The organism is Streptomyces sp. NPDC001380 (genome assembly GCF_042895785.1).
Lineage (GTDB): Bacteria > Actinomycetota > Actinomycetes > Streptomycetales > Streptomycetaceae > Peterkaempfera.
The window spans coordinates 128,579-151,256 of the sequence record NZ_JBIAWP010000003.1 but is presented as its reverse complement, the minus strand read 5'-3'; the positions used below and the strand labels follow the sequence as shown (position 1 = coordinate 151,256).

Below are 22,678 nucleotides of genomic sequence, written 5' to 3'. Positions count from 1 at the left end.
CTGCCAGTCTCCCATCCCGGCGCCCCGGTTCCCGCGCGAGGTGACCCGGGACACGTGGTCGGGGACACGTGGCCGCGCGGCACGGCCGGGACACGTGATCGGGACACGTGGCCGGGAGACGCGCGGCGCCCGTCCCGGGTCCGGCCCGGGGCGGGCGCCGCGCGGCAGGGCGGGTCAGGTGCCCGGGCGCTTGCCCCAGACGTAGACGTAGTCGTGGAGCTTGAGCACGCCCCACAGGCGCCTGGCGTCGCCGTTGGTCATGTTGACGCAGCCGTGCGAGCCGGGCGGCTGGGAGATCGGGATGGAGACGCCGTGGAAGGCCTGGCCGCCGTCGAAGAACTGGCTGTACGGCATGGCCACGTGGTACAGCGTCGAGTAGTGGTCGATGTGCCGCCAGTAGACGCGCTTGAGGCCGGTGCGGGTCTCGTAGCCGTCGCGCCCGGAGCGGATCCTCACCGGGTTGAAGATCACCTTCTTGCCGTACTGGACCCACACGAGCTGCCGCTTGAGGTCGACGCAGGCGATGCGCCCCTTGTTGACCGGGCAGGCGCCGGAGGCGTTGGGGTTGGCGCGGGCCTGGAGCTCCTGCATCTTCCCCCAGGTGATCGGGCCGGCGTAGCCGATGTGCGGGGTGATGCCGTACCTGACCTGGAAGCTCTGGATGGCGCGGCAGTCGGTGGGCGACTGCCTCCCGTCGACCTTCAGTTTCAGGTAGGACTCCACCTGCCGCTGGTACGGGCCGGTCTGCGTGGTGCAGGACGTCGCCGCCTGCGCCTGGCCGCCGGCGAGGAGGGTCACCGGGGCCGCCAGGCCCGCGACGGCCAGTGCCGCGCCGGCCCGCCGGCCGAGGGCGGCCGCGCGTGGCCGCCGCGCGGCCCTCTGCTCGTTCTGCATGCTCTCGCCTCGCCTCTCCCCCTGAGGGTCGTGCGGGCGGCCGCCGCTCGGACGAGGGCGTGCTCCCCACCCGCACACCTCTGAAGACCACCCGGACGGAGCAGTGGTTGCAGGGGTGCGCGGGTGTTACGCAGCCGTGACCGGTCCGGTTCGGAGAACGGGCCGGACGGACCGGACGGGCAGGGCGGGCCGGACGGGCCGTTGCGGGAGGCCGCCCGGCTCAGGGGGCGGACCGCACGCTCCGCCAGGCCGCCCGCAGCGCCGCGGCGACGTCCAGCGCCGAGACCGGGGCGCCCGCGGCGTCCCCGCCGCCGGGAGCGTGCCCGGCGGCGGCGGTGCGGGCGGCCAGGCCGTGCAGGTAGGCGGCGCAGGAGGCGGCGTCCACCGGGTCCAGCCCGGAGGCGAGGAGCGACCCGGCGAGTCCGGAGAGCACGTCGCCGCTGCCCGCGGTGGCCAGCCAGGGGGTGCCGGTCGGGTTCACCCGGACCGGGGTGCGGGCGGCGACCGGGAAGACCGGCCACTCGCGGTACTCCGCGGAGTGCACCCGCGCCGACTCCGCCGGGGCGGGCACGACGACCGTGGTGGAGCCCTTGAGCAGCACCGCCGCCCCGTACGCCTCCGCGATCCGCACCGCGTGCCGCAGCCGGGCCGCGGCGACCTCGGCGGCCGGGTCGGGCCGGTGCGCGGCCGCGAGCAGCCGCACCGCCTCCCCGGCGTGCGGGGTGAGCAGCACCGGGGCGCGGCGGCCCTCCAGGGCGGCCGGACCGCGCCGCGCCAGCAGGGTGAGGCCGTCGGCGTCGACGAGGACCGGCACGTCCGAGGCCAGCGCCTCGTCCAGCGCCCGGTGCGCCTCGGGCCCGTCGCCGAGCCCGGGGCCGACCACCCACGCCTGGACGCGGCCCGCCTCCGCGGGCCCGCCCGCGGAGACCAGGGCCTCGGGGAAGCGCCGCACGACCTCCTCGGCGGCGCTGCCCGCGTACCGGACGGCGCCCGCGCCGCCGTGCAGCGCGCCCGCCGTGGCGAGCACGGCCGCGCCGGGGTAGCGGGCGGACCCGGCGGCGATGCCGACCACGCCGCGCCGGTACTTGTCGCTCTCGCCGGTGGGGCGGGGCAGCAGGGCGGCGGCGTCGGCGTGCTGGAGCGCCTCGCAGGCGGCGCGGCCGCCGGGGCGGCCCTCCCCCAGTTCGGGGCCGAGCCCGATGTCGACGAGGCGCACGACGCCCGCGTACCCGGCGCCGGGGTCGACCAGCAGCCCCGGCTTGTGGGTGCCGAGGCAGACGGTGACGTCGGCCCGCACGGCGGCACCGTGCACCTCCCCGGTGTCCGCGTCGACGCCGCTGGGCAGGTCGACGGCGACCACCAGCGCGCCGCGGCGCCCGCGGGCCCGCTGCGCCGCCGCCGCGTACGGGAGCGCCTCCGGGCGGAGCCCGCCGCGGCCGCCGATGCCGGTGATGCCGTCGAGGACCAGGTCCGCGGCCTCGACGAGGCCCTCGCCGCCGCGGTCGACGGCGGTGCCGCCGGCGGCGCGCAGCGCGGCCAGGCCGCCGGGGTGGGCCCTCCCCGGGGCGAGCAGCACGGCGGTGACGCCCGCGCCGCGGCGGGCGAGGCGGGCGGCGGCGTACAGGGCGTCGCCGCCGTTGTCCCCGCCGCCGGCCAGGACGGCGACGCGGCTGCCGTACACGCCGCCGCGCCGGTCCGACAGGGCCGCCGCGCAGGTGGCGGCGATCCCCGCGGCGGCGCGCTGCATCAGCGTGCCCTCCGGCAGCCGCGCCATCAGCGCCGCCTCCGCCGCCCGCACCCGCTCCACCGTGTGCGCGTACCGCATCCGAGCCTCCCTCAGCGATGGTCCGCCCTGCGCCGGACGGATGCCCCCTCGGACGGGTACCCCCTCCGGCGGGGTTCCCCCGGACGGGTCGTCCCGGGCCGGTTCACCCCTCGGCGACCACCACCGCCGACGCCACGCCCCCGTCGTGGCTGAGCGACACGTGCCAGGCCGTCACGCCGAGCTCGGCGGCGCGGGCGGCGACCGTGCCCGCCACCTTCAGCACCGGCCGCCCGGACGGCTCGCTGTGCACCTCGGCGTCGAGCCAGTTGAGCCCGGCGGGCGCCCCGAGCGCCTTGGCCAGGGCCTCCTTGGCGGCGAACCGGGCGGCCAGGGAGGCGGTGCCGCGCCGCTCGCCGGACGGCAGGTACAGCTCGACCTCGGTGAAGAGCCGCTCGGCCATCCGGGGCGTGCGCTCCAGCGACTCCCCGAACCGGTCGATGGCCGCGACGTCGATGCCCACGCCTATGATCATCCGCCTGCTCCTCCCGGACCGGCGCGCCGTGCGCCCGCCTTCCGAACAGCATTCCGCACCGGCGGGGAAAGGGCAGGCCGGGCCGTCCCCCCAGGGGACGGCCCGGCCCGGTGCGGCGGGCGGCGGCTACTCCACCGTCACCGACTTGGCGAGGTTGCGCGGCTGGTCCACCTCGTGGCCCTTGGCGGTCGCCAGCTCGCAGGCGAAGACCTGCAGCGGCACCGTGGAGACCAGCGGCTGGAGCAGCGTCGGCGTCGCCGGGATGCGGATGAGGTGGTCGGCGTAGGGGGCCACCGCCTCGTCGCCCTCCTCCGCGACCACGATGGTGCGGGCACCGCGGGCGCGGATCTCCTGGATGTTGGAGACGATCTTGTCGTGCAGCACCGAGCGGCCGCGCGGCGAGGGCACCACCACGACGACCGGCAGGTCCTGCTCGATGAGGGCGATCGGGCCGTGCTTCAGCTCGCCGGCCGCGAAGCCCTCGGCGTGCATGTACGCCAGCTCCTTGAGCTTGAGCGCGCCCTCCAGCGCCACCGGGTAGCCCACGTGGCGGCCGAGGAAGAGCACGGCGGGGGCGTCCGCGAGGGAGCGGGCCAGCTCGCGGACCGGCTCCATGGTGCCCAGCACCTCCTCCACCTGGCGGGGGGCGTCGGCCAGCTGGCGGATGACCTCGTTGATCTCGTCGCCCCACTTGGTGCCGCGCACCTGGCCCAGGTAGAGGGCGACCAGGTAGCAGGCGACCAGCTGGGTGAGGAACGCCTTGGTGGAGGCGACCGCGACCTCGGGGCCCGCGTGGGTGTACAGCACCGCGTCGGACTCGCGCGGGATGGTGGAGCCGTTGGTGTTGCAGATGGCCAGCACCTTGGCGCCCTGCTCGCGGGCGTGCCGCAGGGCCATCAGGGTGTCCATGGTCTCGCCGGACTGGGAGATGGCGATGACCAGGGTCTGCTGGTCCAGGATCGGGTCGCGGTAGCGGAACTCGCTGGCGAGCTCGACCTCGCAGGGCACCCGGGTCCAGTGCTCGATCGCGTACTTGGCGATCATGCCCGCGTGGAAGGCGGTGCCGCAGGCCACGATGACGATCTTGTCGACCGCGCGCAGCACCCGGTCCTCGATCCGGACCTCGTCCAGGGTGAGGCGGCCGTCGGTGCCGATGCGGCCGAGGAGGGTGTCGGCGACCGCCTTGGGCTGCTCGGCGATCTCCTTGAGCATGAAGTAGTCGTAGCCGCCCTTCTCGGCGGCGGAGGCGTCCCAGTCCACGTGGTACTCGCGCACCTCGGCCGGGGCGCCGTCGAAGTCCGTCACCGTGACGGAGCCGGCCCGCAGCTCCACGACCTGGTCCTGGCCGAGCTCGACGGCCTCGCGGGTGTGGGCGATGAAGGCGGCGACGTCGGAGGCGAGGAAGTTCTCGCCCTCGCCGCGGCCGACGACCAGCGGCGAGTTGCGGCGGGCGCCGACGACCACGCCGGGGGAGTCCGCGTGCACGGCCACCAGGGTGAACGCGCCGTCCAGGCGGCGGCAGACCTTCCGCATGGCCTCGGCGAGGTCGCCCTCGTACTCCTCGCCCAGCAGGTGGGCGACGACCTCGGTGTCGGTCTCGGAGCGCAGCTGGTGGCCGCGCTCGGCGATCTCGGCGCGCAGGGCGGCGAAGTTCTCGATGATCCCGTTGTGGACGACGGCGACCTTGGCGGTGTCGTCCAGGTGGGGGTGGGCGTTGGCGTCCGTGGGACCGCCGTGGGTGGCCCAGCGGGTGTGGCCGATGCCGGTGGTGCCGCCGGGCAGCGGGGTGTCCGCGAGGGACTTCTCCAGGTTGGCGAGCTTGCCCGCCCGCTTGTCGACGGCCAGCGTTCCGTCGCTCTCGGTCTGCACGGCGACACCCGCCGAGTCGTAGCCGCGGTACTCCAGTCTCTTCAGGCCGGCGATCACTACATCAAGCGCGGGCTGCCCGCCCACGTAACCAACGATTCCGCACATGGCCGCCAGCATAAGCGGCCCCGGGCCCACCGGTACGACTCGTCACACCGCAGGAGGGACCGCGGGGGCCCCGCGCCGTGACGGAACCCACACGGTCCCGGTCGCCGGGCACGGACGACAATGGAGCACGTGCTGACGACCGAAGCCCTCCCCCAGGGCGCCCCCGCCCCGGCCGCGCAGACCCCGGCGCCGCCCTCGCCGACCCCCTACGTCGACCTCGACCGGGCCGGCTGGAGCGCCCTGCGCGACCGCACCCCGCTGCCGCTCACCGCGGACGAGGTGGAGCGCCTGCGCGGCCTCGGCGACGCCATGGACCTCGACGAGGTCGTCGACGTCTACCTGCCGCTCTCCCGGCTGCTCAACCTGTACGTCCACGCCACCCGGGAGCTGCGCGGCGCGGTCGGGACCTTCCTCGACCGCCCCCACCTGGTGGACGGCCCCGGCGCGGAGGCCGCCCGCACCCCGTTCGTCATCGGCGTCGCCGGGTCGGTCGCGGTCGGCAAGTCCACCACCGCCCGCGTGCTGCGCGCCCTGCTGGCCCGCTGGCCGGAGCACCCCCGGGTGGAGCTCGTCACCACCGACGGCTTCCTGCTGCCCAACGCGGAGCTGCGGCGGCGCGGTCTGATGGCCCGCAAGGGCTTCCCCGAGTCGTACGACCGCCGGGCGCTCACCCGCTTCGTGGCCGACGTCAAGGCGGGCCGCGACGAGGTGACGGCGCCGGTCTACTCGCACCTGGTCTACGACATCGTGCCGGGCGAGCGGCTGACGGTGCGCCGGCCCGACATCCTCATCGTCGAGGGGCTGAACGTGCTGCAGCCCGCGCTGCCGGGCAAGGACGGCCGGACCCGGCTCGCGGTCTCCGACTACTTCGACTTCTCCATCTACGTCGACGCCCGCACCGACGACATCGAGGAGTGGTACCTCTCCCGCTTCCGCAAGCTGCGGCAGACCGCCTTCCAGGACCCGTCGTCGTACTTCCGCCGGTTCACCGACGTGCCGGAGGAGGAGGCCCTGGAGTACGGGCGCACCGTCTGGCGGACCATCAACAGGCCCAACCTGGTGGAGAACGTGCTGCCCACCCGCGGCCGGGCCACCCTCGTGCTGCAGAAGGGGTCCGACCACAAGGTGCGGCGGGCGCGCCTGCGCAAGCTCTGAGGGCCCGGCGCGGGTCCTGACGGCCCGGCGGGGCACGCGACGGTGCGGGGCGCCCCTCCGGGAGGGGCGCCCCGCACCGTCCGTACGGCGGTCAGCCCAGGTGGGTGCGGACGGCCTCGGCCAGCCGCTCGGCGACGGCCCGCGCCTGGCCCGCCTCCGCGGCCTCCACCATGACGCGCACCAGCGGCTCGGTGCCCGAGGGGCGCAGCAGGACCCGCCCGGTGGAGCCCAGTTCGGCCTCGGCGGCCGCGACGGCCTCCGCCAGGCCCTCGGAGGTGTGCGCCCGCGCCTTGTCGACGCCCTTGACGTTGACGAGGACCTGCGGCAGCCGGGTCATCACGGCGGCGAGGTCCGCGAGCGGCTGCTTGGTGGCGGCGACCCGGGCGGCCAGCATGAGGCCGGTGAGGGTGCCGTCGCCGGTCGTGGCGTGGTCCAGCAGGATGACGTGGCCGGACTGCTCGCCGCCCAGCGAGTAGCCGTGCTCCTTCATCGCCTCCAGGACGTAGCGGTCGCCGACCGCCGTCTGCACCAGGTCGATGCCCTCGCGCTCCATCGCCAGCTTGAAGCCGAGGTTCGACATGACGGTGGCGACCACGGTGTTCTTGCGCAGCGTGCCGGCCTCGCGCATGCCGACGGCCAGGATCGCGAGGATCTGGTCGCCGTCCACCTCGTTGCCCTCGGCGTCCACGGCCAGGCAGCGGTCGGCGTCGCCGTCGTGGGCGAGGCCCAGGTCGGCGCGGTGCTCGACGACGGCGGCGCGCAGCCGGTCGAGGTGGGTGGAGCCGACGCCGTCGTTGATGTTGAGGCCGTCGGGGTCCGCGCCCAGGGTGTGGACGACCTCGGCGCCGGCGCGCGCGAAGGCGTCGGGCGAGATGCGGGCGGCGGCGCCGTGGGCGCCGTCGATGACGACCCTCAGCCCGTCCAGGCGGTTCGGCAGCACGGCGACCAGGTGGGCGATGTAGCGGTCGACGCCCTCGTCGTAGTCGCGGACCCGGCCGACGGCCGCGCCGGTGGGGCGGGTCCAGGACGCGTCGGCGGCGTGCTGCCGGTACTGCTCCTCGATGGCGTCCTCGATCTCGTCGGCGAGCTTGTGGCCGCCGCGGGCGAGGAACTTGATGCCGTTGTCGGGCATCGGGTTGTGGCTGGCGGACAGCATCACGCCGAGGTCCGCGCCGAGCGCGCCGGTGAGGTACGCGACGGCGGGCGTCGGCAGCACGCCGACCCGCAGCACGTCCACGCCGGAGCTGGCGAGGCCGGCGATGACGGCGGCCTCCAGGAACTCGCCCGAGGCCCGCGGGTCGCGGCCGACCACCGCGACCGGCCGGTGGCCCTCGAAGGCCCCGGCGTCGCCGAGCACGTGCGCGGCGGCCACCGACAGCCCCAGCGCCAGCTCGGCGGTCAGGTCCGCGTTGGCGACGCCCCGAACGCCGTCCGTGCCGAAGAGTCGTCCCACTTGTTCATCCTCCGTGGCTCGTCGCCGCGCGGGAGCGCCCTCCGGGGGCAGGCGGCACAGTGCTCGTGCACCTGCCCGCGCCCGGGTTCCGCATTCCGTACGACTACTCCATCGGGCGTACCTGCCACGCCCGGCGATGCTGCTCAGGATGCACGACGCCCCGGGGGCGGGAGCCCCCGGGGCGTCGTACGACGGCTGTGCTTAGCGCTTGCTGTACTGCGGCGCCTTGCGGGCCTTCTTCAGACCGGCCTTCTTGCGCTCGGTGGCGCGGGCGTCGCGGGTCAGGAACCCGGCCTTCTTGAGCGGGCCGCGGTTGTTGTCCACGTCCGCCTCGTTGAGGGCGCGGGCCACGCCGAGGCGCAGGGCGCCGGCCTGGCCGGAGACGCCGCCGCCGCTGATGCGGGCGATGACGTCGTAGCGGCCGTCGATCTCGAGCACCTTGAAGGGCTCGTTGACGATCTGCTGGTGCACCTTGTTGGGGAAGTACTCCTCCAGGGTGCGGCCGTTGATCTTCCACACACCGGTGCCGGGGACGATGCGCACGCGGGCGATCGCCTCCTTGCGGCGGCCGAGGCCGGCGCCCGGGATGGCCTCGCCGAAGCGGGAGGCCAGCGACTCGGTGGTGTAGTTCTCCTCGACGGTCTCGTCGACCTCGAGGGGGGTCTCGATGGCAGTCTCGGCCACGGTGATCCTCAGCTCCTGCTACTCAGTTGGGGGTTTGGTGGCCGGAATTACTGCGCGACCTGGGTGATCTCGAACGGCACCGGCTGCTGGGCAGCGTGGGGGTGCTGGTCGCCCGAGTACACCTTGAGCTTGGAGAGCATCTGGCGGCCGAGGGAGTTCTTCGGCAGCATGCCCTTGATCGCCTTCTCCACGGCCTTCTCGGGGTTGTTCGCGAGGAGGTCGTCGTAGCGGACCGAGCGGAGACCGCCCGGGTAGCCGGAGTGACGGTAGGCCAGCTTCTGGGTCCGCTTGTTGCCGGAGAGGTGCACCTTGTCGGCGTTGACGATGATGACGAAGTCACCGGTGTCGACGTGAGGCGCGTACACCGGCTTGTGCTTGCCCCGGAGGAGAGAGGCTGCCTGGGAGGCCAGGCGGCCCAGCACGACGTCGGTCGCGTCGATGACGTGCCACTGACGCTGGACGTCGCCGGGCTTAGGGCTGTACGTACGCACGGTCGTAGCCTTCGCTTTTCAGTGAGTGTGTCCTGACAGGGCCACCCGGACGATCACGATCAGCCTGGACGTGCCGCCCTGGACGCAACAGGACGGGTCCGCTGGTCATCGGCCCGGTGAACCGGCGTACCGACCTCTCACGTGAGATGGAGCGAGCCAATACGCACAACAAGCTCGCAGAATACCGGCCGGACGGCGGACGGGTCAAAACGACCCGTACGGCGTACGGGTCATCTCTGCCAGACGTCCCCTCCGGACGGCCCCGCCGGGCGTCCCCGCCGGTCGTCCCTCCGTCCGCCCCGGCCGCCGCCCCCGCACGGCGGCCGGACCGCGGCGGTCACCGCTCGCGGGCCACCCTGGCCTCGTCCCAGACCGGCTCCGGCGCCTCCCGCACCCGCCCGTCCTGCCCGAAGACCAGGAAGCGGTCGAAGGACCGGGCGAACCACCGGTCGTGGGTGACGCAGAGCACCGTCCCGTCGAAGGACTCCAGCCCCTCCTGCAGCGCCTCGGCGCTCTCCAGGTCCAGGTTGTCGGTGGGCTCGTCCAGCAGCAGCGCGGTGACCCCCGACAGCTCCAGCCGCAGGATCATCAGCCGCGCCTGCTGACCGCCCGACAGCGACTCGAAGCGCAGGTCGGCCTGGCCGTGCAGCTCGTACCGGCGCAGCGCGGACATCGCCTGGCCCCGGTCCTTCGCGTGCTCGGTCTCCAGGATCTCCCGGGGCGTGCGGCCCCTCAGCTCCGGATGGGCGTGCGTCTGCCGGAAGTGGCCCGGGACGACCCGGGCGCCCAGCCGCCACTCCCCCGTGTGCCGCACCGAGGCGTCGCCGGCCAGCAGCCGCAGGAAGTGCGACTTCCCGGAGCCGTTGGAGCCCAGCACCGCGACCCGCTCGCCGTAGAAGACCTCCAGGTCGAACGGCTTCATCAGCCCGGTGAGCTCCAGGCCCTCGCAGGTCACGGCCCGCACGCCGGTACGGCCGCCCTTCAGCCGCATGGAGATCTGCTGCTCGCGCGGCGGCACCTCCGGCGGCCCGGCCTCCTCGAACTTCCGCAGCCGGGTCTGCGCCGCCTGGTAGCGGGAGGCGAGCCCGTCGTTGAAGGCGGCCTTGGTCTTGAGGGTGTTCACCAGCTGCCTCAGCTTGGCGTGCTCCTCGTCCCAGCGGCGGCGCAGCTCCTCCAGCCGCTCGAAGCGCTCCCTGCGCGCCTCGTGGTACGAGGCGAAGCCGCCGCCGTGCACCCACACCCGGCTGCCCGCCGGGCCGGGCTCCACGCTGACGACCTTGTCCGCGGTGCGGGCCAGCAGCTCCCGGTCGTGCGAGACGAAGAGGACCGTCTTGGGCGTGGCCCGGATCTGCTCCTCCAGCCAGCGCTTGCCCGGGACGTCCAGGTAGTTGTCCGGCTCGTCCAGCAGCAGCACCTCGTCCGGGCCGCGCAGCAGCGCCTCCAGGACGAGCCGCTTCTGCTCGCCGCCGGAGAGGGTGGTGAGCGCGCGCCACTGGGCGCGCTCGAAGGGGACGCCGAGGGCGGCGGTGGTGCACACGTCCCAGACGGTCTCGTACTCGTAGCCGCCGGCGTCGGCCCAGTCGGCCAGCGCCTGCGCGTAGTCCAGCTGGGCGGGCTCGTCGTCCTGCGCCATCATCGCCAGCTCGGCGGCGTCCACCGCCCGCGCGGCGGTCCTGATCCGCGGCGGGGCGACGGAGACCAGCAGGTCGCGGACGGAGGCGTCGGACGGCAGCGCGCCGCCGTCCGGGCCGCGGCCGGTGGTGCCGACGAACTGGCGCATCACCCCCAGGCCGCCGCCGACCGTGACGGTCCCGCCGTGCGGCTGGACGTCGCCGGCGAGCAGCCGCAGCAGGGTGGTCTTGCCGGCGCCGTTGGCGCCGACCAGCGCCACCGCGGCACCCTCGCCGACACGGAAGGACGCGTCGTCGAACAGCACCCGCCCGTCCGGCAGGTAGTACTCCAGGTGCGAGATCTCGACGTGTCCCATGGCAGGGATTGTGCGCGCAGGGCGGGGCCGCGCCCAAACGCTTTTCACCCCGGGCGGCGGGGGCCGCGCCGTCGCCGGCCGGACCGGCGGACGCCGACCTGGCCGGGGATGCGTCCGCCCGGATGCCCTAGGATTCGGGCCCATGAACGATGGGTGGGGATCTGCTCCGGGGACGGGCGGCGGGCAGCCGCAGGAGGGGCCCGCGGCCGGGCATCCGCAGGGCGGCGCGCCGTGGCCGGGGGCTCAGCAGGGCGGTCCGCAGGCGTCGGCCCCCGCCGGGACGACACCGCAGGGCCTGCCGCAGCGCGCGGTGGGGGGCCAGCAGGGCCACCCCCAGCAGCCCGGGCCCCAGCAGCCCGGATCGCAGCAGGGCTCCGCGTTCCCGGCGCACGCCACCGGCCAGCCGGGCGGCTACGGCTACCCGCAGCAGGGGGGCTACGGCCACCCCGGCGGGCAGGGCGCGCCGCAGCAGGGCCTGCCGCAGTCCGGCCCCTACACCGCGCCGGACCCGCTGCCCCGCAACCCCTCCGAGCCGGACTGGGCGGCGCTCGCGGACCGCAACGACGCCGCGGCCCGCAGGCGCCGGCGCCTGTTCCTGGCGGGCGGCGGCGTGCTGGCCGCCGCCGCGGTCGCCGGGATCGTGGCGGTCGCCCTGAACGTCGGCGGCGGCAAGGACGTGGCGTCGGGCCCCTCGGCGAGCCCGTCACCGTCGGTCTCCTCGGTGAGGCCGAGCCCCACGCCGCCCCCGCCGCCGGTGGACCCGCTGGAGATCATCGGCGACAAGAACAAGGACACCGCCCCGCTCAGCCCCCGCACGCTCTTCCCGGACGCCCGCGTGTCGGTCAACGGCCGCACCTACGACCGGGACGGCCGTCCGCACGGGACCGGCGAGTGCATCAAGGCGGGTTCGAGCGGCCTCGGCGAGATCCTGGTCCGCAACAAGTGCCGGGCCGTGTACCGGGCGACGTACATCACCAGGGACATCGCGGTGACCGTCGGCATCGTCGAGTTCGACACCCCCGAGCAGGCCCAGGCCGTCGCGAAGAAGCAGACCGGCAACATCTACTCGCTGTACCGGACCATCCGCCCGTTCTGCCGGGACGTGAAGTGCGTGCTCACCTACGGGTCGGCGGGCCGGTACGCCTACCTCACCACGGGCGGCTACCGGAGCGGGAAGCCGGCGACCCAGAAGGACAAGGCCGTCGGGCGCGCCTCGGCGGACATCGCCCAGCTGGCCCGCTTCACGCTGCTCCAGCGCGGCCGGCTGACCGCCGCGCAGCGCACGGTCACGGTCGCCCCGACGGGCTGACCGCCGCCGGCCCGCCGCGGCGGGCCGGCCGGCACCCCCGCGGGGGCCTCAGACCCGCGGGGCGGGCCCGGCGGGGGCCGCGCCCGGCAGGGTGCGCATCCGGCGGGCGGTGCGGTTGCGCTCCATCAGCAGGCCGTCGGCCGGGTAGCCGACCTCCTCCAGGGTCAGGCCGTGCGGCCGGACCACGTTGACCGCGGAGTTGCGCACCCGCCCGGTCAGCACCTCGCCGGGGAAGCCGACCGGCCGCCGCCCGTCGCCGACCAGCAGCATCGCGCCGACCAGGGCGCGGACCATGTTGTGGCAGAAGGCGTCCGCGCGGACGGTGGCGACCACGAGGCCGGTGGCCGCGGGCCCCGCCGGGCCGGTGGCCGGAGCGGCGTGGGGGTCGGCGGGCGTGCGCTCCCAGCCCAGCTCCAGCAGGGTGCGCACCGTGGTGGCCCCCTCCCGCTTCTTGCAGTAGGCGGCGAAGTCGTGCTCGCCCAGCAGCAGGGCGGCGGCCTCGTTCATGGCGTCGACGTCCAGCGGGCGGTCGTGCCACAGGACGTGCCCGCGCCGCAGCGGGTCGACCCCGCCCGGGTGGTCGGCGACCCGGTAGGCGTACCGGCGCCAGACCGCGGCGAAGCGGGCGTCGAAGCCGTGCGGCGCCTCGGTGAGGGACCAGACCCGGACGTCCGCGGGCAGCCGCCCGGCGAGCCGGCGGCGCAGATTCTCCCGGTGCGCCTCCCACAGCTCCGCCGGGAGGTCGACGTGGGCCACCTGCCCGCGTGCGTGCACCCCGGCGTCGGTGCGGCCGGCGACCGTGAGCTCCACCGGCAGGCCGGTGCGGAGCACCGTGCGCAGGGCGTCCTCGACCTCGCCCTGCACGGTCCGCCGGCCGGGCTGCCGGGCCCAGCCGGAGAAGTCCGTCCCGTCGTACGCGAGGTCCAGCCGGACCCGGACGGCGCCGTCGGCCGGCCCGTCCGGCACGGCGGGCGTCTCGGCGCACTCGTTCACCACTGCTCGACTCTCCCTGTACGGCGGTCGGGGCACCGGGCCCCGATACGGCGGGACGGGCCCGCTCCCCCGGGTGGGGGGAACGGGCCCGTCCGCTGCGAACCCTGCGAGGGGCTCAGGCGTCCTTGGCGTCGCCCTCGGCCTGCTCCTTGGCCGAAGCCTCGGTGGCCTGCTCGGAGGTGGCGTCCTCGGAGCCCTCGGCCTTGGCGGCCTTGGCCTCGTCGGCCTCCTTGACGGCGCGCTTGGTGGCGGCCTCGGCCTCGCCCACCGCGTTCTGCGCGACGGTCAGCGCCTCGACCAGCTCGATCACGGCCATCGGGGCGTTGTCGCCGCGACGGGGGCCGATCTTGGTGATGCGGGTGTAACCGCCGGGGCGGTTCTCGTAGCGCGGCGCGATCTCGGTGAAGAGGGTGTGCAGCACCGACACGTCGGTGATGGTCTGGCGCACCAGGCGACGGTTGTGCAGGTCGCCCTTCTTCGCCTTGGTGATCAGCTTCTCCGCCACCGGGCGCAGGCGGCGGGCCTTGGCCTCGGTGGTGGTGATGCGGCCGTACTGGAACAGCTCGCGGGCCAGACCGGCCAGCAGCAGGCGCTCGTGCGACGGACCGCCGCCGAGGCGGGCTCCCTTGGTGGGACGCGGCATGGGGATCGATCTCCTCATATCTCCTGCTCCGGCCGTACCAGGTACCGGAGAGGGCCTGCGGGCACGGTGCCCGCAGGACTTGGCTCAGGGGTGCCGGGCGGCGCGGACGCCGCCCGGCGGGGTGGTGCTGCGTACGGAGCCGGGGCTCAGTACTGCTCGGTCTCCGCGTAGCCGGAGTCGTCGAGGTCGTCGGCGCCGAACGCGTCGGCGGCGGCGGTCGGGTCGAACCCGGGCGGGCTGTCCTTGAGGGCCAGGCCCATGCCGGCCAGCTTCGCCTTGACCTCGTCGATCGACTTCGCACCGAAGTTGCGGATGTCGAGCAGGTCGGCCTCCGAGCGGGCGACGAGCTCACCCACGGTGTGGATGCCCTCACGCTTGAGGCAGTTGTAGGAGCGGACCGTGAGCTCCAGCTCCTCGATCGGCAGCGCCAGGTCGGCGGCCAGGGCGGCGTCCGTGGGGGACGGGCCCATGTCGATGCCCTCGGCGTCGACGTTCAGCTCGCGGGCGAGGCCGAACAGCTCGACGAGGGTCTTGCCGGCCGAGGCCATGGCGTCGCGGGGACGCATGGCGGGCTTGGTCTCGACGTCGACGATCAGCTTGTCGAAGTCGGTGCGCTGCTCGACACGGGTCGCCTCGACCTTGTAGGTGACCTTCAGCACGGGGCTGTAGATCGAGTCGACCGGGATCCGGCCGATCTCCTGGCCGGACTGCTTGTTCTGCACGGCGGAGACGTAGCCGCGACCGCGCTCGACGGTCAGCTCCATCTCCAGCTTGCCCTTGCCGTTCAGGGTGGCGAGGACCAGCTCGGGGTTGTGCACCTCGACACCGGCCGGGGGCGCGATGTCGGCGGCGGTGACCACACCCGGGCCCTGCTTGCGCAGGTACATCACGACCGGCTCGTCGTGCTCCGAGGAGACGACCAGCTGCTTGATGTTGAGGATGAGGTCGGTGACGTCCTCCTTGACGCCCGGCACGGTGGTGAACTCGTGCAGGACGCCGTCGATCCGGATCGAGGTGACGGCGGCACCCGGGATCGAGGAGAGGAGCGTGCGGCGGAGCGAGTTGCCGAGGGTGTAGCCGAAGCCCGGCTCCAGCGGCTCGATCACGAACCGGGAGCGGAACTCGTCGACGACCTCTTCGGTCAACGAGGGACGCTGAGCGATCAGCATGAGAGGTGTTCCTCCAGTTGTCTTCGGCACCCGCTATTTGATGCCGATGGACTCAAGCGTACGGGCTCCCCCGGTGGAGGGGAGCCCGTACGGGGTCGGGCGGACCCTGGTCCGACCGAAAGGTCAGACGCGGCGGCGCTTCGGCGGGCGGCAGCCGTTGTGCGGGGTCGGGGTGACGTCCTGGATCGAGCCGACCTCGAGGCCGGTGGCCTGGAGGGAGCGGATCGCGGTCTCACGGCCGGAGCCGGGGCCCTTGACGAAGACGTCGACCTTGCGCATGCCGTGCTCCTGGGCGCGGCGGGCGGCGGCCTCGGCGGCCATCTGCGCGGCGAACGGCGTGGACTTGCGGGAGCCCTTGAAGCCGACGTGGCCGGCGGACGCCCACGAGATCACGTTGCCGGTCGGGTCGGTGATCGAGACGATCGTGTTGTTGAACGTGCTCTTGATGTGGGCGTGCCCGTGAGCGACGTTCTTCTTCTCCTTGCGGCGCACCTTCTTGGCGCCCGCAGCCTGACGGCCCTTCGGAGGCATAAGTCTGAATCTCCTGATGAGGTGGTCGGTCCGCTACCAGCGGGCCGGATGGGAAGTCCGGTTCTGGGAGCGGACTACTTCTTGCCCGGCTTCTTCTTGCCGGCGATGGCGCGACGCGGGCCCTTGCGGGTACGGGCGTTGGTGTGGGTGCGCTGACCGTGGACCGGGAGGCCGCGGCGGTGGCGCAGACCCTCGTAGCAGCCGATCTCGACCTTGCGGCGGATGTCGGCCTGGACCTCGCGGCGGAGGTCGCCCTCGATCTTGTAGTTGGCCTCGATCCAGTCGCGGAGCTTGACCAGGTCGTCCTCGGCGATGTCACGGACGCGGACGTCCGGGTTCACGCCGGTCTCGGCCAGCGTCTGCTGGGCACGGGTGCGGCCGATGCCGAAAATGTAGGTGAGGGCGATCTCGATCCGCTTCTCGCGGGGGAGGTCGACGCCGACAAGGCGTGCCATGGAGTGGCTCCTGTGGTTCTTCGGAGGTTTGGCGCGGTGCCGCCTCTCCCGCTGCTGCAGGAGGCCCCGGCCTCCGCCGGGGGTGGCGCCCCCGGGAGGGGACGGGCACCGCGTGGGAAATTCGCGTCGCGCGAAGAGTTACGGCAGGTGCAGAAGGGGGATGATCAGCCCTGGCGCTGCTTGTGGCGCAGGTTCTCGCAGATCACCATGACCCGGCCGTGGCGGCGGATCACCTTGCACTTGTCGCAGATCTTCTTGACGCTCGGCTTGACCTTCATGGGATTCAGGTTCTCCGGGTCGTGCGCCACGAGAGGGCCGCACCCCCTCGAGGGCGCGGCCGTCACGGCGCGAGATCTGTCTGGGTCCTACTTGTAGCGGTAGACGATGCGCCCGCGGGTGAGGTCGTACGGGCTGAGCTCGACGACGACGCGGTCGTCCGGGAGGATGCGGATGTAGTGCATCCGCATCTTGCCGCTGATGTGCGCGAGGACCTTGTGCCCGTTCTGGAGCTCCACCTTGAACATCGCGTTCGGCAGAGACTCGATGACGGTGCCCTCGATCTCGATGGCCCCTTGCTTCTTGGGCATAAGGTTCGCTGATCGCCTTCCGGGCTCGACTACCGTGATCGTCTCATCCCGGGCACGGCCGCGCCGAAGCCAGGAATGAGCCGACGCGTCAGTCTACTTCAGGGGGCAACCAAACGCGAAACCGGCCCGGACCGGCGGGTCCGGGCCGGTCGGGCCGGTCGGGCCGGTCGGGCCGGTCGGGCCGGCGGGAGGCTCAGCCCAGCGGGTCGGGGGCGGCGGTGACGCCCAGCGCGGCGAGCTCGGCCCGGCCGCCGTCGAAGGCGGTGAGCACGAGCGGGCCCTGCTCGGTGAGCGCGACCGAGTGCTCCCAGTGCGCGGCCCAGGTGCCGTCGTTGGTCTTGACCGTCCAGTCGTCCTCGAGGACGTGGGTGTGCGGGGTACCCAGGCTCACCATCGGCTCGATGGCGATGCAGAGGCCCTCCACCAGCTTCGGGCCCCGGCCGCGGCCGCGGTCGACGTAGTTCAGCACGTGCGGGTCCATGTGCATGGCGGTGCCGATGCCGTGGCCGCCGTAGCCCTCGACGATGCCGTACTTGCCCTTGGGCGGCAGCGGCTGGCGGCGGATGTACGACTCGATGGCGCGGCTCACGTCCTGGAGCCGGTTGCCCTTGCGCACCGCGGCGATGCCGGCCCACATCGAGGCCTCGGTGACGCGGCTCAGCTCGTGGAGCTCCTCGCCGTGGCCGTCGCCGACGAGCACGGTGACCGCGGCGTCGCCGTGCCAGCCGTCGACGATCGCGCCGCAGTCGATGGAGATGACGTCGCCGGACCGCAGCTCCAGGTCGCCCGGGATGCCGTGGACGACCACGTCGTTCACCGAGGAGCAGATGGTGCCGGTGAAGCCGTGGTAGCCGAGGAAGTTGGAGGTGGCGCCGTGGTCGGCGATCACCTTCGCCGCGACGGCGTCGAGCTCCTTCGTGGTGACGCCGGGGACGGCCGCCTCGCGGCACGCCTTCAGCGCCTCGGCGACGACCAGCCCGGCCTCACGCATCTTCGCGATCTGCTCGGGGGTCTTGATCTCTACCATGCGGTCTCGCCTTCCCAGCACCACTGCGTGTTCTCCATGCCCTGGCCGGTCGGGCGGTCCGCCCGGCCCCTCCACGGTACGGCCTCGCCGCACCCGGGAAGCACACCGGGCCGCGGCACCGCCCTGCGGCGGCCGCGGCCCGGTCGTGCGTGCGTGCGCTACCTGCGGAGCGCCTCGATGGCGCGCTCCGTGACCTCGGAGACCCTGCCCAGTGCCGGGATGGCCACCAGCAGGCCCTGGTCCGCGTAGTAGCCGATGATCGGCTCGGTCTTGCTGTGGTACTCCTCGAGGCGGACCCGGACGGCCTCCTCGGTGTCGTCCGTGCGCTGGTACAGCTCGCCGCCGCACTCGTCGCAGACGCCGTCCCGCGCCGGCGGGTTGTAGTCCACGTGGAAGACGTGGCTGCCGTTGTTGCGGCACAGCCGGCGGCCGGCGATGCGCTTGACGACCTCCTCCTCGGGGACCTCGAGGTCGAGCACGCCGTCCAGCGCTATCCCGGCGTCGGCCAGGATCTCGTCGAGCGCCTTGGCCTGGCCGAGGTTCCGCGGGAAGCCGTCCAGCAGGAAGCCCTTGGCGGCGTCCGGCTGGGTCATGCGGTCCTTGGCCATGCCGATGGTGATCTCGTCCGGCACCAGCTTGCCCGCGTCCATGTACGCCTTCGCCTCGAGCCCCAGCGGGGTGCCCTGGCTGATGTTGGCGCGGAACAGGTCGCCGGTGGAGATGTGCGGGATCGAGAGGGTCTTGGCCAGGAGATGGGCCTGGGTCCCCTTCCCGGCCCCGGGCGGTCCGACGAGGACGATTCGCATCAGCGGAGGAACCCTTCGTAGTTGCGCTGCTGGAGCTGGCTCTCGATCTGCTTGACAGTTTCGAGGCCGACACCCACGACGATGAGGATGCTGGTGCCGCCGAACGGGAAGTTCTGGTTGGCCTTGAACGCCACCAGGGCGATCATCGGGATCAGCGCGATGATGCCCAGATAGAGGGAACCGGGCCAGGTGATCCTGGTGAGGACGTAGTTCAGGTACTCCGCGGTGGGGCGGCCTGCCCGGATGCCCGGGATGAAACCACCATACTTCTTCATGTTGTCGGCGACTTCCTCGGGGTTGAAGGAGATCGCGACGTAGAAGAAGGCGAAGAAGACGATCAGCACGAAGTAGACGACCATGTAGATCGGGTGGTCGCCGCGGGTGAAGTTGTCCTTGATCCAGACCGCCCACCCGGCGGTGCTCCCGGTCAGCTGGGCCGCCAGCGACGGGATGTAGAGCAGCGACGAGGCGAAGATGACCGGGATGACGCCGGCCTGGTTCACCTTGAGGGGGATGTAGGTCGAGGTGCCGCCGAAGGCGCGGCGCCCGATCATGCGCTTGGCGTACTGGACCGGGATCCGGCGCTGGGCCTGCTCGACGAAGATGACGAGCGCGACCACGACCAGGCCGATGGCGATGACGCTGAGGAACTCCACCCAGCCGTCGCCGATCTTGCCCTGGAGCTTGATCGCCCACAGGGAGGTCGGGAAGCCGGCCGCGATCGAGGTGAAGATCAGGATCGACATGCCGTTGCCGATGCCGCGGTCGGTGATGAGCTCGCCGAGCCACATGATCACGGTGGTGCCGGCGGTCATGGTGATGACCATGGTGGCGATCCGGAAGACGCCGGTGTCCGGCACGATCTGGCTGCCCACCGAGCAGCCGCTGAAGAGCGCGCCGCTGGAGGCCGTCGCCACGATGCCGGTGCCCTGGAGCACGGCGAGGGCGATGGTGAGGTACCGGGTGTACTGGGTGATCTTCGCCGTGCCCGCCTGGCCCTCCTTCTTCAGCGCTTCCAGCCGCGGGATCACCACGGTGAGGAGCTGGAGGATGATGCTGGCGGTGATGTACGGCATGATGCCGAGGGCGAAGATCGTCAGCTGGAGCAGCGCACCGCCGCTGAACAGGTTCACCAGGCCGAACAGGCCCTGGCTGCCCTTGCTCTCGTCGATGCACGTCTGGACGTTCTCGAAGCTGACCCCCGGCACGGGTACGTGCGCGCCCATCCGGAACAGCACCATGATGCCCAGTGTGAACAGCAGCTTCTTGCGCAGGTCGGGCGTCTTGAACGCCCGCGCGAACGCACTGAGCACGGGTGCCTCCTGCGCCTCCCGCGCGTCGTCGGCGGAAGGGTCGGTGATGAAGGGGCGTAAGGGTGGACTCCACGGACTCTAACAGTGCGTGGCCACCCTGATGAAGCGCGTGGCCCGCTCAGCGGCGGATGCCACCCGCAAATGGGACGGGGCCGCCCCTCGGAGGAGGGACGGCCCCGTTCTCATGCTTCCGGCCGAGGGCTCAGATGAGCTCGGTCACGGTACCGCCGGCGGCGGTGATCTTCTCCTTGGCGGAGCCGGAGACGGCGTCGACCGTCACCTGCAGCGCCACGGAGACCTCGCCGGTGCCGAGCACCTTGACGAGCTGGTTCTTGCGAACCGCGCCCTTCGCGACCAGGTCGGCCACGGTGACCTCGCCACCCTGCGGGTAGAGGGCCGCGAGCTTGTCCAGGTTCACGACCTGGAACTCGACCTTGAAGGGGTTCTTGAAGCCCTTCAGCTTCGGCAGGCGCATGTGGAGGGGCATCTGGCCACCCTCGAAGCGCTGCGGAACCTGGTAGCGGGCCTTGGTGCCCTTGGTGCCACGACCGGCGGTCTTGCCCTTGGACGCCTCACCACGACCCACGCGGGTCTTGGCGGTCTTGGCGCCCGGGGCGGGCCGCAGGTTGTGGATCTTGATCGGGTTGTCGCCCATGTCAGTCCACCTCCTCGACCGTGACGAGGTGACGCACGGTCTGGGCCATCCCGCGGATCTCGGGACGGTCCTCCTTCACGACCACATCGTGCATGCGCTTGAGACCCAGCGAGCGCAGCGTCTCGCGGTGGTTCTGCTTGCTGCCGATGTAGGACTTGGTCTGCGTGATCTTCAGGCGAGCCATCAGGCACTCGCCCCCGCAGCGCGCGCCCGCAGCAGTGCGGCGGGGGCGACGTCCTCGAGCGGCAGGCCGCGGCGGGCGGCGATCTCCTCGGGGCGGACGAGCCCCTTCAGAGCCTCCACCGTGGCGTGCACGATGTTGATGGCGTTGTCGGAGCCGAGCGACTTCGACAGGATGTCGTGGACGCCGGCGCACTCCAGGACGGCGCGCACCGGGCCGCCGGCGATGACGCCGGTACCGGGGGAGGCCGGCTTCAGCAGCACGACGCCCGCGGCCTTCTCACCCTGGATGGGGTGCGGGATGGTGCCCTGGATACGGGGGACCTTGAAGAAGTGCTTCTTGGCCTCCTCCACACCCTTGGCGATGGCGGCCGGCACCTCCTTGGCCTTGCCGTAGCCGACACCGACGGTGCCGTCGCCGTCGCCCACCACGACCAGCGCGGTGAAGCTGAAGCGACGACCACCCTTGACAACCTTGGCGACGCGGTTGATCGCGACGACACGCTCGACGTAGGCGGTCTTCTCGGCGGCCTGGCCGCCGTCCCGACCGTCCCGCTTACGGTCACGCCGCTCGCCGCCACCGGCGCCGCCACCGCGGCGCTGGGGTCCAGCCATTGGAATTACCTCTCTCGTTTACGTCCGCTAGCTTGCGACGAACGGCTCAGAAGTCGAGCCCGGCCTCACGGGCCGCGTCCGCCAGGGCCGCGATGCGGCCGGCGTAGCGGTTGCCCGCGCGGTCGAAGACGACCTGCTCGATGCCGGCGGCCTTGGCACGCTCGGCGACCAGGGCTCCGACCTTCTTGGCCTGCTCGGTCTTGTCGCCCTCGTTGCCGCGGATCGACACGTCGAGGGTGGACGCCGACGCCAGGGTGTGACCCTGGGCGTCGTCGATGACCTGGGCCACCATGTGGCGGTTCGAGCGGGTCACGACGAGGCGCGGACGCACCTCGCTGCCGACGACGCGCTTGCGAACGCGGATGGCGCGGCGCTTGCGGGCGGTGCCCTTGTAGGCGTTGCCCTTGCCGATCTTCACACCGACTGCCATGGCTTACTTACCAGCCTTTCCGACCTTGCGGCGGATGACCTCGCCCGCGTACTTCACGCCCTTGGCCTTGTACGGGTCGGGCTTGCGCAGCTTGCGGATCTTCGCGGCGACCTCGCCGACCTTCTGCTTGTCGATGCCGTCCACGTGGAACTTGGTGGGCGACTCGACCTGGAAGGTGATGCCCTCAGGGGCCTCGACCAGGATCGGGTGGCTGTAGCCGAGGGAGAACTCCATCGAGGAGCCCTTCGCGGCCACGCGGTAACCGACACCGCTGATCTCGAGCGACTTGCGGTAGCCCGCGGTCACGCCGGTGATCATGTTCGCCACCAGCGTGCGGCTCAGGCCGTGCAGGGCCTTCGACTGACGCTCGTCGTTGGGACGCGTGACGACCAGGTTGCCGTCCTCGCCCTTGCCGATCTCGATCGGCGCAGCGACGGTGTGGGAGAGGGAACCCTTGGGGCCCTTCACCGAGACCGTCCGGCCATCGATGGTGACGTCCACGCCGGCGGGAACCGGGATGGGCAGCCGTCCAATTCGCGACATGGCTATACCTCCGTTTCCCGAATTACCAGACGTAGGCGAGGACTTCCCCGCCCACACCCTTCTTGGCGGCCTGCTGGCCCGTCAGGAGGCCCTGGGACGTCGAGATGATCGCGACACCCAGGCCACCGAGGACCTTCGGCAGGTTGGTGGACTTTGCGTAGACCCGCAGGCCCGGCTTGCTGATGCGCTTGATGCCGGCGATCGAGCGCTCGCGGTTGGGGCCGAACTTGAGCTCGATGGTCAGCTTCTTGCCGACCTCGTTCTCCTGCGGCTCCTCGACCTTCCAGCCGGAGATGTAGCCCTCCTGCTGGAGGATCTCGGCGATGTGCGCCTTGATCTTGCTCGCCGGCATGGCCACGGAGTCGTGGTAAGCCGAGTTCGCGTTCCGCAGACGCGTCAGCATGTCTGCGATCGGGTCGGTCATGGTCATGATGGCCTTAGGCCTCTCTCACCGCGGTTTCCGACAGCGCGCAGCCCGCCCCGCGAG

26 protein-coding genes are annotated in these 22,678 nt (G+C 72.7%); 2 read left to right on the top strand and 24 right to left on the bottom strand.

Annotated elements, in window-relative coordinates; all coding sequences use genetic code 11:
• Positions 1-174 precede the first annotated feature (174 nt).
• From ACFY07_RS05580 to glmS, 4 genes are all read right to left on the bottom strand, one after another.
• Positions 175-894, bottom strand: a complete 720-nt coding sequence (locus ACFY07_RS05580) for a L,D-transpeptidase (protein ID WP_230648714.1) — start codon at positions 892-894, stop codon at positions 175-177.
• A 220-nt stretch (positions 895-1,114) separates the two neighbouring features.
• The gene (locus ACFY07_RS05575; protein WP_390867510.1) at positions 1,115-2,719 is read right to left on the bottom strand and encodes an NAD(P)H-hydrate epimerase; all 1,605 of its coding nucleotides are present in this window, start codon (positions 2,717-2,719) and stop codon (positions 1,115-1,117) included.
• 103 nt (positions 2,720-2,822) lie between these two features.
• Positions 2,823-3,191, bottom strand: coding sequence for a holo-ACP synthase (locus tag ACFY07_RS05570; RefSeq protein ID WP_390867508.1), 369 nt, complete (start codon positions 3,189-3,191; stop codon positions 2,823-2,825).
• A gap of 126 nt (positions 3,192-3,317) precedes the next feature.
• Positions 3,318-5,165, bottom strand: coding sequence for a glutamine--fructose-6-phosphate transaminase (isomerizing) (glmS, locus tag ACFY07_RS05565; RefSeq protein ID WP_390867507.1), 1,848 nt, complete (start codon positions 5,163-5,165; stop codon positions 3,318-3,320).
• Between the two features lie 120 nt (positions 5,166-5,285).
• On the opposite strand from glmS, the gene coaA reads away from it, so the two are divergent.
• Complete coding sequence (coaA, locus tag ACFY07_RS05560; protein ID WP_230648726.1) at positions 5,286-6,320, top strand: type I pantothenate kinase; 1,035 nt, start codon at positions 5,286-5,288, stop codon at positions 6,318-6,320.
• 91 nt (positions 6,321-6,411) lie between these two features.
• On the opposite strand, the gene glmM is transcribed toward coaA, so the two are convergent.
• From glmM to ACFY07_RS05540, 4 genes are all read right to left on the bottom strand, one after another.
• Positions 6,412-7,773 (bottom strand): phosphoglucosamine mutase, encoded by a 1,362-nt coding sequence (gene glmM, locus ACFY07_RS05555; protein ID WP_230648729.1) that lies wholly within the window; start codon positions 7,771-7,773, stop codon positions 6,412-6,414.
• A gap of 201 nt (positions 7,774-7,974) precedes the next feature.
• The gene (gene rpsI, locus ACFY07_RS05550) at positions 7,975-8,457 is read right to left on the bottom strand and encodes a 30S ribosomal protein S9 (RefSeq protein ID WP_230648732.1); all 483 of its coding nucleotides are present in this window, start codon (positions 8,455-8,457) and stop codon (positions 7,975-7,977) included.
• A 47-nt stretch (positions 8,458-8,504) separates the two neighbouring features.
• Complete coding sequence (gene rplM / locus ACFY07_RS05545) at positions 8,505-8,948, bottom strand: 50S ribosomal protein L13 (protein ID WP_230648735.1); 444 nt, start codon at positions 8,946-8,948, stop codon at positions 8,505-8,507.
• A 337-nt stretch (positions 8,949-9,285) separates the two neighbouring features.
• Positions 9,286-10,935: an ABC-F family ATP-binding cassette domain-containing protein gene (locus tag ACFY07_RS05540; protein ID WP_390867505.1), complete on the bottom strand. Its 1,650-nt coding sequence runs from the start codon at positions 10,933-10,935 to the stop codon at positions 9,286-9,288.
• A 142-nt stretch (positions 10,936-11,077) separates the two neighbouring features.
• Here ACFY07_RS05540 and ACFY07_RS05535 point away from each other — a divergent pair, with 142 nt between their 5' ends.
• The gene (locus ACFY07_RS05535; protein WP_390867503.1) at positions 11,078-12,244 is read left to right on the top strand and encodes a hypothetical protein; all 1,167 of its coding nucleotides are present in this window, start codon (positions 11,078-11,080) and stop codon (positions 12,242-12,244) included.
• A 48-nt stretch (positions 12,245-12,292) separates the two neighbouring features.
• Here ACFY07_RS05535 and truA read toward each other — a convergent pair whose 3' ends face one another.
• The 16 genes from truA to rpsH form a co-directional block, all read right to left on the bottom strand.
• On the bottom strand, positions 12,293-13,210 hold the full coding sequence (gene truA / locus ACFY07_RS05530; protein ID WP_390867667.1) for a tRNA pseudouridine(38-40) synthase TruA: 918 nt from the start codon (positions 13,208-13,210) through the stop codon (positions 12,293-12,295).
• Between the two features lie 142 nt (positions 13,211-13,352).
• On the bottom strand, positions 13,353-13,880 hold the full coding sequence (rplQ, locus tag ACFY07_RS05525) for a 50S ribosomal protein L17 (RefSeq protein WP_230648744.1): 528 nt from the start codon (positions 13,878-13,880) through the stop codon (positions 13,353-13,355).
• Positions 13,881-14,026: 146 nt separating this feature from the next.
• The gene (locus tag ACFY07_RS05520; RefSeq protein WP_055585118.1) at positions 14,027-15,049 is read right to left on the bottom strand and encodes a DNA-directed RNA polymerase subunit alpha; all 1,023 of its coding nucleotides are present in this window, start codon (positions 15,047-15,049) and stop codon (positions 14,027-14,029) included.
• Positions 15,050-15,172: 123 nt separating this feature from the next.
• On the bottom strand, positions 15,173-15,580 hold the full coding sequence (gene rpsK, locus ACFY07_RS05515; protein WP_037575384.1) for a 30S ribosomal protein S11: 408 nt from the start codon (positions 15,578-15,580) through the stop codon (positions 15,173-15,175).
• A 74-nt stretch (positions 15,581-15,654) separates the two neighbouring features.
• Positions 15,655-16,035, bottom strand: coding sequence for a 30S ribosomal protein S13 (gene rpsM, locus ACFY07_RS05510; protein WP_230648746.1), 381 nt, complete (start codon positions 16,033-16,035; stop codon positions 15,655-15,657).
• A gap of 164 nt (positions 16,036-16,199) precedes the next feature.
• Complete coding sequence (gene rpmJ / locus ACFY07_RS05505) at positions 16,200-16,313, bottom strand: 50S ribosomal protein L36 (protein ID WP_009740505.1); 114 nt, start codon at positions 16,311-16,313, stop codon at positions 16,200-16,202.
• 87 nt (positions 16,314-16,400) lie between these two features.
• Positions 16,401-16,622 (bottom strand): translation initiation factor IF-1, encoded by a 222-nt coding sequence (infA, locus tag ACFY07_RS05500; RefSeq protein WP_014144336.1) that lies wholly within the window; start codon positions 16,620-16,622, stop codon positions 16,401-16,403.
• Between the two features lie 193 nt (positions 16,623-16,815).
• Positions 16,816-17,649, bottom strand: coding sequence for a type I methionyl aminopeptidase (gene map, locus ACFY07_RS05495; RefSeq protein ID WP_390867502.1), 834 nt, complete (start codon positions 17,647-17,649; stop codon positions 16,816-16,818).
• 158 nt (positions 17,650-17,807) lie between these two features.
• The gene (locus tag ACFY07_RS05490; RefSeq protein WP_390867501.1) at positions 17,808-18,455 is read right to left on the bottom strand and encodes an adenylate kinase; all 648 of its coding nucleotides are present in this window, start codon (positions 18,453-18,455) and stop codon (positions 17,808-17,810) included.
• A complete protein-coding gene (gene secY, locus ACFY07_RS05485) occupies positions 18,455-19,768 on the bottom strand; it encodes a preprotein translocase subunit SecY (protein ID WP_390867500.1) in 1,314 nt (437 codons plus the stop codon). Before secY ends, ACFY07_RS05490 begins: the two co-directional genes overlap by 1 nt.
• A 202-nt stretch (positions 19,769-19,970) precedes the next feature.
• Positions 19,971-20,423 carry a 50S ribosomal protein L15 gene (gene rplO / locus ACFY07_RS05480; protein WP_230648757.1) on the bottom strand — a complete coding sequence of 151 codons (453 nt, stop codon included), beginning with the start codon at positions 20,421-20,423 and terminating at the stop codon, positions 19,971-19,973.
• Position 20,424: 1 nt separating this feature from the next.
• Complete coding sequence (gene rpmD, locus ACFY07_RS05475; RefSeq protein ID WP_030300409.1) at positions 20,425-20,607, bottom strand: 50S ribosomal protein L30; 183 nt, start codon at positions 20,605-20,607, stop codon at positions 20,425-20,427.
• On the bottom strand, positions 20,607-21,218 hold the full coding sequence (gene rpsE, locus ACFY07_RS05470; RefSeq protein WP_230648760.1) for a 30S ribosomal protein S5: 612 nt from the start codon (positions 21,216-21,218) through the stop codon (positions 20,607-20,609). The genes rpmD and rpsE overlap by 1 nt, the downstream gene beginning before the upstream one ends.
• A gap of 46 nt (positions 21,219-21,264) precedes the next feature.
• Positions 21,265-21,648, bottom strand: a complete 384-nt coding sequence (rplR, locus tag ACFY07_RS05465; protein ID WP_230648762.1) for a 50S ribosomal protein L18 — start codon at positions 21,646-21,648, stop codon at positions 21,265-21,267.
• Positions 21,649-21,651: 3 nt separating this feature from the next.
• Entirely contained in the window at positions 21,652-22,191 is a 540-nt protein-coding gene (gene rplF / locus ACFY07_RS05460; protein ID WP_230648765.1) for a 50S ribosomal protein L6, read from the bottom strand.
• 22 nt (positions 22,192-22,213) lie between these two features.
• Positions 22,214-22,621: a 30S ribosomal protein S8 gene (gene rpsH, locus ACFY07_RS05455; RefSeq protein WP_111489788.1), complete on the bottom strand. Its 408-nt coding sequence runs from the start codon at positions 22,619-22,621 to the stop codon at positions 22,214-22,216.
• Positions 22,622-22,678: the final 57 nt, after the last annotated feature.

What these genes read in the sequence shown, in the direction of transcription:
- ACFY07_RS05580 (WP_230648714.1), bottom strand. Translation starts at nt 894, where the DNA reads ATGCAGAACGAGCAGAGGGCCGCGCGGCGGCCACGCGCGGCCGCCCTC.
- ACFY07_RS05575 (WP_390867510.1), bottom strand. Translation starts at nt 2,719, where the DNA reads ATGCGGTACGCGCACACGGTGGAGCGGGTGCGGGCGGCGGAGGCGGCG.
- ACFY07_RS05570 (WP_390867508.1), bottom strand. Translation starts at nt 3,191, where the DNA reads ATGATCATAGGCGTGGGCATCGACGTCGCGGCCATCGACCGGTTCGGG.
- glmS (WP_390867507.1), bottom strand. Translation starts at nt 5,165, where the DNA reads ATGTGCGGAATCGTTGGTTACGTGGGCGGGCAGCCCGCGCTTGATGTA.
- coaA (WP_230648726.1), top strand. Translation starts at nt 5,286, where the DNA reads ATGGAGCACGTGCTGACGACCGAAGCCCTCCCCCAGGGCGCCCCCGCC.
- ACFY07_RS05540 (WP_390867505.1), bottom strand. Translation starts at nt 10,935, where the DNA reads ATGGGACACGTCGAGATCTCGCACCTGGAGTACTACCTGCCGGACGGG.
- ACFY07_RS05535 (WP_390867503.1), top strand. Translation starts at nt 11,078, where the DNA reads ATGAACGATGGGTGGGGATCTGCTCCGGGGACGGGCGGCGGGCAGCCG.
- rplQ (WP_230648744.1), bottom strand. Translation starts at nt 13,880, where the DNA reads ATGCCGCGTCCCACCAAGGGAGCCCGCCTCGGCGGCGGTCCGTCGCAC.
- ACFY07_RS05520 (WP_055585118.1), bottom strand. Translation starts at nt 15,049, where the DNA reads ATGCTGATCGCTCAGCGTCCCTCGTTGACCGAAGAGGTCGTCGACGAG.
- rpsK (WP_037575384.1), bottom strand. Translation starts at nt 15,580, where the DNA reads ATGCCTCCGAAGGGCCGTCAGGCTGCGGGCGCCAAGAAGGTGCGCCGC.
- rpsM (WP_230648746.1), bottom strand. Translation starts at nt 16,035, where the DNA reads ATGGCACGCCTTGTCGGCGTCGACCTCCCCCGCGAGAAGCGGATCGAG.
- rpmJ (WP_009740505.1), bottom strand. Translation starts at nt 16,313, where the DNA reads ATGAAGGTCAAGCCGAGCGTCAAGAAGATCTGCGACAAGTGCAAGGTG.
- infA (WP_014144336.1), bottom strand. Translation starts at nt 16,622, where the DNA reads ATGCCCAAGAAGCAAGGGGCCATCGAGATCGAGGGCACCGTCATCGAG.
- map (WP_390867502.1), bottom strand. Translation starts at nt 17,649, where the DNA reads ATGGTAGAGATCAAGACCCCCGAGCAGATCGCGAAGATGCGTGAGGCC.
- ACFY07_RS05490 (WP_390867501.1), bottom strand. Translation starts at nt 18,455, where the DNA reads ATGCGAATCGTCCTCGTCGGACCGCCCGGGGCCGGGAAGGGGACCCAG.
- rplO (WP_230648757.1), bottom strand. Translation starts at nt 20,423, where the DNA reads ATGGGCGACAACCCGATCAAGATCCACAACCTGCGGCCCGCCCCGGGC.
- rpmD (WP_030300409.1), bottom strand. Translation starts at nt 20,607, where the DNA reads ATGGCTCGCCTGAAGATCACGCAGACCAAGTCCTACATCGGCAGCAAG.
- rpsE (WP_230648760.1), bottom strand. Translation starts at nt 21,218, where the DNA reads ATGGCTGGACCCCAGCGCCGCGGTGGCGGCGCCGGTGGCGGCGAGCGG.
- rplR (WP_230648762.1), bottom strand. Translation starts at nt 21,648, where the DNA reads ATGGCAGTCGGTGTGAAGATCGGCAAGGGCAACGCCTACAAGGGCACC.
- rplF (WP_230648765.1), bottom strand. Translation starts at nt 22,191, where the DNA reads ATGTCGCGAATTGGACGGCTGCCCATCCCGGTTCCCGCCGGCGTGGAC.
- rpsH (WP_111489788.1), bottom strand. Translation starts at nt 22,621, where the DNA reads ATGACCATGACCGACCCGATCGCAGACATGCTGACGCGTCTGCGGAAC.